Raw genomic sequence first — 6,168 nt, 5'->3', positions numbered from 1 at the left:
ACTAAATTTTTACGCTATAATTGTAACGAGTAAATGCTTGTAAGGTATACCATTTACAAAAAATAAAGAAACTGGTATTTTACTTTTTGAACCTTTCTTTCATGTATTTAACTAAAAACGTAAATGCTAGGAAGAAAGTATTTTTATTCAAAGAAATGCATACATACTTTGAATATTCTGTCATATAAGATACCAAAATGAACAATACTTTATTGAGAAGGTTTACGCGTACTGAGAAGGACAATTACATTATAAAAATATAAGGGGGGGATTATATGTCATTATTGCACTGGGCTATTCTTTCGCCCTTTCTATTGGCTATCATCATACCTATACTGTACAAATCATTTCGCCGTGTACATACTGGCTGGTTTGTATTAGTACTACCACTTTTACTTTTCATATACTTTGTTCGGAAAATTCCGGAAATTAAAAGTGGTTCAATCATACAGGAAACCCTTCAATGGATTCCTTCTTTAGGAATTAACTTTGAAGTAGTCCTCGATGGACTTTCTTTATTATTTGCCCTACTCATCACAGGGATCGGTTCATTAGTTGTTCTTTACTCAATTTTCTACTTATCAAAAGAAAAAGAGAAATTACATAATTTCTATGTATACCTACTTATTTTCATGGGTGCTATGCTTGGGGTCGTTCTATCTGATAACTTAATCGTCCTTTACACCTTCTGGGAATTTACAAGTTTATCTTCCTTCTTATTAATCGGTTATTGGTATCATCGAGAACGTTCACGATATGGTGCTCAAAAATCCATGCTTATTACGGTCTTTGGTGGCTTAAGTATGCTTGGAGGTATTGTTCTGCTTTATATTATGGGTGGAACTTTCAGTGTGAGAGAATTAATAGGTCAAGCAGATACCTTGATATCACATCCTCTATTTACTGCTGCATTGATTCTAATTCTATTAGGAGCATTTACTAAATCAGCCCAATTCCCATTTCATATTTGGCTTCCGGATGCGATGGAAGCACCTACTCCAGTTAGTGCATACCTTCATTCGGCAACAATGGTTAAGGCTGGCATTTACTTAGTAGCAAGGTTAAGTCCGATTTTTGCTGAATCAGGAACATGGCTATGGTTAGTTGGAGGAATTGGATTACTAACACTTATATGGGGATCATTCTCTGCTGTAAGACAAACTGATTTGAAAGGAATTCTTGCCTATTCTACAATCAGTCAGCTAGGTCTTATTATGTCACTTCTAGGTGTTGGTGCAGCCGCTCTACACTATACACATCTCGACGATAATATTTATATTGCCGCTACAATAGCAGCAGTGTTTCATTTAATTAATCATGCAACATTTAAAGGTAGTTTGTTCATGGTAGTAGGTATTGTCGATCACGAGACAGGAACACGAGACATTCGTAAACTAGGTGGCTTAATGTCACTAATGCCAGTTACCTTTACTATTGCCCTAATTGGTACGTTCTCTATGGCAGGACTACCACCTTTTAACGGCTTTTTAAGTAAAGAAATGTTCTTCACTGGTATGTTGTCTGTACTATCACTAGATATCTTTAATTTGGATACATGGCGTATGCTATTCCCTGTACTTGCTTGGATTGCTAGTGTCTTTACTTTCACATACAGCATGATTATATTCTTTAAAACATTTACAGGTAAACTACAGCCTGAGAAGCTGGAAAGAAAACCTCATGAAGCACCAATTGGTATGCTAATTTCACCAATTATTTTGGCGCTATTAGTCATTACATTTGGTTTATTTCCAAACATCTTATCAGATACATTAATAAAACCTGCTGCTTCAGCAATTCTCGGAAATGTATTACCAACTGATTATGATGTTCATATTTCTTACTGGCATGGATTCAAACCGGAGCTAATGATGACTATTGGCGTAGTAGTACTAGGAATCATCCTATATAAAACTTGGCCAAAATGGAAGCCAGTCTACAAACTGTTCCCAGAGAATTTATCATTCAATTCGTTATATGATAATGGTTTAAGGCTTATGGAAAGAGGTTCTTTCCGATTGGTTAAATTCTTTATGACCGGGTTTATTCGTAATTACCTTATTTATGCATTCTTGTTCTTTATTATTTCTTTAGGTGTGACACTATATTGGAAAGATGCATTAACTGTAAGCTTGAGCAATGTTGCACCGATTCGAATGTATGAAGTAATCCTTGCGTCCATTATTGCTATAGGGGCCATTGCGATCTTATTCGTTAAATCAAGATTAACATCAATTATCATTCTAGGATCAGTTGGATATACCGTTTCATTGTTCTTCGTTCTATTTAGAGCGCCTGATTTAGCTCTTACACAGCTCGTTGTTGAAACTGTATCTACTGCATTATTCCTATTGTGTTTCTACCATTTACCGAAGAAGTTTCGCAAAGAAGAGCGCTTAACATTCAAGTTAAATAATTTCATCATTTCATTAGGTGTTGGTGTGATTGTTACGTTAATCGCTTTGTCTGCTCATTCAACAAAACTTTTTGAATCAATTTCTAAGTATTATGAAGAGACAACTTATACACTAGCAGGCGGTAAAAACATGGTTAACGTAATCTTAGTTGATTATCGAGGCCTTGATACAATGTTTGAAATTACCGTTTTAGCAATTGCTGCACTAGGTATTTATGCGATGATTAAACTTCGACTAACTAAAAAAGGAGGTAAGCGAGTTAATGAAAACAAATGATATTATTCTTCAAACCACTACTAAAGTAACTGTATTTGTTATCATACTTTTCGCAATCCGCTTATTCTTCTCTGGTCACTACTTTACTGGAGGCGGTTTTGTCGGTGGTTTAATGACATCTGCAGCTCTCGTGTTAATTATGATTGCATTTGATTTAAAAACCGTTAGCTGGATTTTACCTATAAACTTCCGAATCTTAATTGGGATCGGCTTACTAACAGCCGTATCAACTGGTTTAATCGCAGTGTTTAAAGGAGATCCATTCTTAACACATTATTACGCATACTTTGATTTACCTTTACTTGGTAAAACATCTTTACACACTGCTTCGTTATTTGACCTAGGCGTTTATTTAGTAGTTGTCGGCGTAACGATGACCATTATTAAAAGTATAGGGGAGAGTGAATAATGGAGATTTTAATGGCAGTTGTAATTGGCATACTCTTTACAAGCGCAACATATTTGATGCTTTCAAAAAGCATATTACGAATTATTATTGGTACAGGTTTATTAAGTCACGGGGCACATTTGCTAATCCTGACAATGGGTGGCTTGAAACGCGGAGCTGTTCCCTTACTTGGTGAACACGCTAAATCTTACGTTGATCCCCTACCTCAGGCGTTGATTTTGACAGCGATTGTTATTAGCTTTGGAGTAACTTCTTACTTTCTAGTATTAGCGTATCGTACGTATCAAGAACTTGGGACAGACAACATGGATCTACTGAGAGGAAACGAATCAGATGAATAGTTATAACATCGTATTTATGCCTGTATTACTGCCTCTAATTACAGGGATTATTTTAATATTTTTCCGTAACATAATGGTGCAAAGAATAGTTTCTACTCTTTCATTTATTATCGGGTTAGCGTTATCCATTTACTTAGTATCGGAAGTCCATACTAATGGTGTACTTGCTCTCGATGTTAGTAGTTGGGAAGCACCCTTTGGTATTACGTTAACAGCAGATATGCTATCAAGCATTCTAGTGCTAACTACAAATTTGATTGGCTTCTGTTCAGTTATATATTCTTTCCGTTCGATTGGAACTGGAAGGGAAAGTTTCTATTACTACGCTGTTTTTCAATTCCTTTTAGTTGGTGTAAACGGCGCATTCTTAACAGGTGATATTTTCAATTTATTTGTATTCTTTGAAGTAATGCTAATGTCATCATATGTTCTTCTTGTTCTTGGTGGCACGAAGATTCAATTGCGAGAAACAATCAAGTATATTTTAGTGAATGTCATCTCTTCTGCTATTTTTGTTATAACTGTTGCTTATCTATACTCCGTGGTAGGAACATTAAATATGGCGGACATTTCACGAAAAATAGCTGAAATTGGTCAACCTGGTATCATTACCGTCATTGCTGTTCTCTTCTTATTCGTATTTGGATTAAAGGGAGCTGTATTTCCGTTATTCTTCTGGTTACCAGGTTCATATTACGCTGCTCCAGCGCCAGTATTAGCTTTGTTCGGTGCCTTATTAACGAAGGTTGGAATTTACTCGATTTTCCGTACGTATACATTACTTTTCTATCACGATACAAGCTATACACACGCTTTATTAGGTGGAATTGGTATATTAACCATTATCGTTGGGGTAATCGGAGCAATTGCTTATTGGGATGTTAAGAAAATTATTATCTATAATATCGTCATTGCTGTAGGTGTCTTATCATTCGGTATCTCTTTACACAGTACAACAGCAGCAACTGGAACAATCCTTTATTTAGTACACGATATGATCATTAAAGCAGCCCTCTTTCTACTAGTCGGCATTATGATTAAAATAACCGGTACTAGTGACTTGCGAAAGATGGGTGGTCTAATTAAGGAATATCCACTCGTAGGGTGGACATTCTTCGTAGCTGCCATTTCCTTAGTAGGGATTCCACCACTGAGCGGTTTCCCAGGAAAGTTATTAATTCTACAAGGGGCTGCTGAAGCTAAAGCATACTTTGGTATGTTTATTGTACTAGCTTCTAGCTTGTTAGTATTGTACTCAATTATGAAAATCTTTATAAACGGTTTTTGGGGAGCACCAATTAAAACAGAAGGAGTTTCATCTAAATCTCTTTTCACTTTACTTGGACCAGCGATTCTACTTGTTGCTGTATCACTTGCATTTGGTTTAGGCGTGGAAAAGATCTTACCATATATCTCCCAAGCTGCTGAAACATTAATGAACCCGGATATATATATTAATGCGGTGTTAAAGGAGTAATGTGAAATGGCATTTCAAATTTTATTAAACGCTATTTTAGCTTTAGTGTGGATGTTCTTGGCTCATTCCTATAATCCTACTTCCTTTGTTGCAGGATTCTTGTTAGGAATGTTAATACTATTAGGTTTTAGAAGGTTCTTTCATACTAGATTCTATCTTGTTCGCGTTTGGGCAGTTATTAAACTCTTTCTCATCTTCATCAAAGAATTAATACTTTCTAATATTGCTGTTTTGAAAGTCATTCTAAAACCAAAGCTAGATATGAAGCCAGGTATATTTGCTTTAGAAACAGAATTAAAGGAACCGTGGGAAATTACAATTCTTGCAAATTTAATTACACTTACACCTGGTACACTAGTTATTGAAGTTTCAGATGATAATAAAATCCTTTATGTCCATGCAATGGACCTGAATGACGATATTCAAGCTGAAATTGATGGAATCAAAAATACTTTCGAAAAAGCCATTATGGAGGTGAGTCGATAATGTTTCAATCTATCATTATCTTTGCATTGTTTTGTGTTTCACTCGCTATGCTTGGCTTAATATACCGTGTTATTAAAGGTCCAACTATTCCGGATCGTGTCATTGCATTAGATGCATTAGGTATTCACTTAATCGCCATCATTGCTTTAATGTCGATTCTTCTTGATACTTATGCCTTCCTTGAAGTTATTTTATTGCTAGGTATACTAGCATTTATCGGAACGGTTGCGATGGCTAAATATTTAGAGAAGGGAGTGATTATTGAGCATGATCGAAATCAGTAAAATAATCGTTGCTGTTTTTATACTCATTGGTGCGTTTCTTTGCTTAGTCACTAGCTTCGGATTGCTCAGACTCCCTGATATGTATACAAGAAACCATGCTGCATCAAAAGCAGCAACTTTAGGTATCATGTCTATTATGCTTGGAACGTTCATCTATTTTTATATAGAGCATGGACATTTTAACTCACGAGTTTTATTAGGGATTCTCTTTGTCTTCTTTACAGCACCCGTATCGGGTCATTTAATAAGTCGAGCTGCCTATAATTCCGGTGTGAAACTTTGGGATATGAGCGTTCGAGACGATTTAAAAAAAGCACGTGAAGCAACAAAAACGAAATAAACAAAAGGAAGCTAGATATTGCTAGCTTCCTTTTATTTATGACTTAATAAAGTGAAACTTTAATCAGTGTGATGTTCGTCCATCCCTCACCGATTTATTAGTTGAACCAATCGGATTCTTACTGGCGCTTAATCTCCC

Annotated in this window: 7 protein-coding genes; all 7 read left to right on the top strand. The window is 35.8% G+C overall.

The window, feature by feature from the left end; genetic code table 11:
* Nucleotides 1-275 precede the first annotated feature (275 nt).
* The 7 genes from V7014_RS15770 to mnhG are packed head-to-tail and all read left to right on the top strand — an operon-like array spanning nt 276 to nt 6,030.
* Complete coding sequence (locus V7014_RS15770) at nt 276-2,693, top strand: Na+/H+ antiporter subunit A (protein WP_335508389.1); 2,418 nt, start codon at nt 276-278, stop codon at nt 2,691-2,693.
* A complete protein-coding gene (locus V7014_RS15765) occupies nt 2,680-3,102 on the top strand; it encodes a Na(+)/H(+) antiporter subunit B (RefSeq protein WP_335508388.1) in 423 nt (140 codons plus the stop codon). Before V7014_RS15770 ends, V7014_RS15765 begins: the two co-directional genes overlap by 14 nt.
* Complete coding sequence (locus V7014_RS15760; protein WP_335508387.1) at nt 3,102-3,443, top strand: Na(+)/H(+) antiporter subunit C; 342 nt, start codon at nt 3,102-3,104, stop codon at nt 3,441-3,443. Before V7014_RS15765 ends, V7014_RS15760 begins: the two co-directional genes overlap by 1 nt.
* Nucleotides 3,436-4,920: a Na+/H+ antiporter subunit D gene (locus V7014_RS15755; RefSeq protein WP_335508386.1), complete on the top strand. Its 1,485-nt coding sequence runs from the start codon at nt 3,436-3,438 to the stop codon at nt 4,918-4,920. The genes V7014_RS15760 and V7014_RS15755 overlap by 8 nt, the downstream gene beginning before the upstream one ends.
* Nucleotides 4,921-4,926: 6 nt before the next feature.
* A complete protein-coding gene (locus V7014_RS15750; protein WP_335508385.1) occupies nt 4,927-5,406 on the top strand; it encodes a Na+/H+ antiporter subunit E in 480 nt (159 codons plus the stop codon).
* A complete protein-coding gene (locus V7014_RS15745; protein WP_335508384.1) occupies nt 5,406-5,690 on the top strand; it encodes a Na(+)/H(+) antiporter subunit F1 in 285 nt (94 codons plus the stop codon). The genes V7014_RS15750 and V7014_RS15745 overlap by 1 nt, the downstream gene beginning before the upstream one ends.
* Nucleotides 5,674-6,030: a monovalent cation/H(+) antiporter subunit G gene (mnhG, locus tag V7014_RS15740; protein WP_335508390.1), complete on the top strand. Its 357-nt coding sequence runs from the start codon at nt 5,674-5,676 to the stop codon at nt 6,028-6,030. Before V7014_RS15745 ends, mnhG begins: the two co-directional genes overlap by 17 nt.
* Nucleotides 6,031-6,168: the final 138 nt, after the last annotated feature.

It is taken from the genome of Bacillus sp. JJ722, from assembly GCF_036963345.1.
GTDB lineage: Bacteria > Bacillota > Bacilli > Bacillales > DSM-1321 > Bacillus_AD.
Note: the sequence above shows the minus strand (reverse complement) of the source record. Positions and strands in the feature narration are given on the sequence as shown.

Excerpts from the sequence above, each read along its gene's own strand:
- V7014_RS15760 (WP_335508387.1), top strand. The coding sequence starts at position 3,102 with ATGGAGATTTTAATGGCAGTTGTAATTGGCATACTCTTTACAAGCGCA.
- V7014_RS15765 (WP_335508388.1), top strand. The coding sequence starts at position 2,680 with ATGAAAACAAATGATATTATTCTTCAAACCACTACTAAAGTAACTGTA.
- mnhG (WP_335508390.1), top strand. The coding sequence starts at position 5,674 with ATGATCGAAATCAGTAAAATAATCGTTGCTGTTTTTATACTCATTGGT.
- V7014_RS15750 (WP_335508385.1), top strand. The coding sequence starts at position 4,927 with ATGGCATTTCAAATTTTATTAAACGCTATTTTAGCTTTAGTGTGGATG.
- V7014_RS15745 (WP_335508384.1), top strand. The coding sequence starts at position 5,406 with ATGTTTCAATCTATCATTATCTTTGCATTGTTTTGTGTTTCACTCGCT.
- V7014_RS15770 (WP_335508389.1), top strand. The coding sequence starts at position 276 with ATGTCATTATTGCACTGGGCTATTCTTTCGCCCTTTCTATTGGCTATC.
- V7014_RS15755 (WP_335508386.1), top strand. The coding sequence starts at position 3,436 with ATGAATAGTTATAACATCGTATTTATGCCTGTATTACTGCCTCTAATT.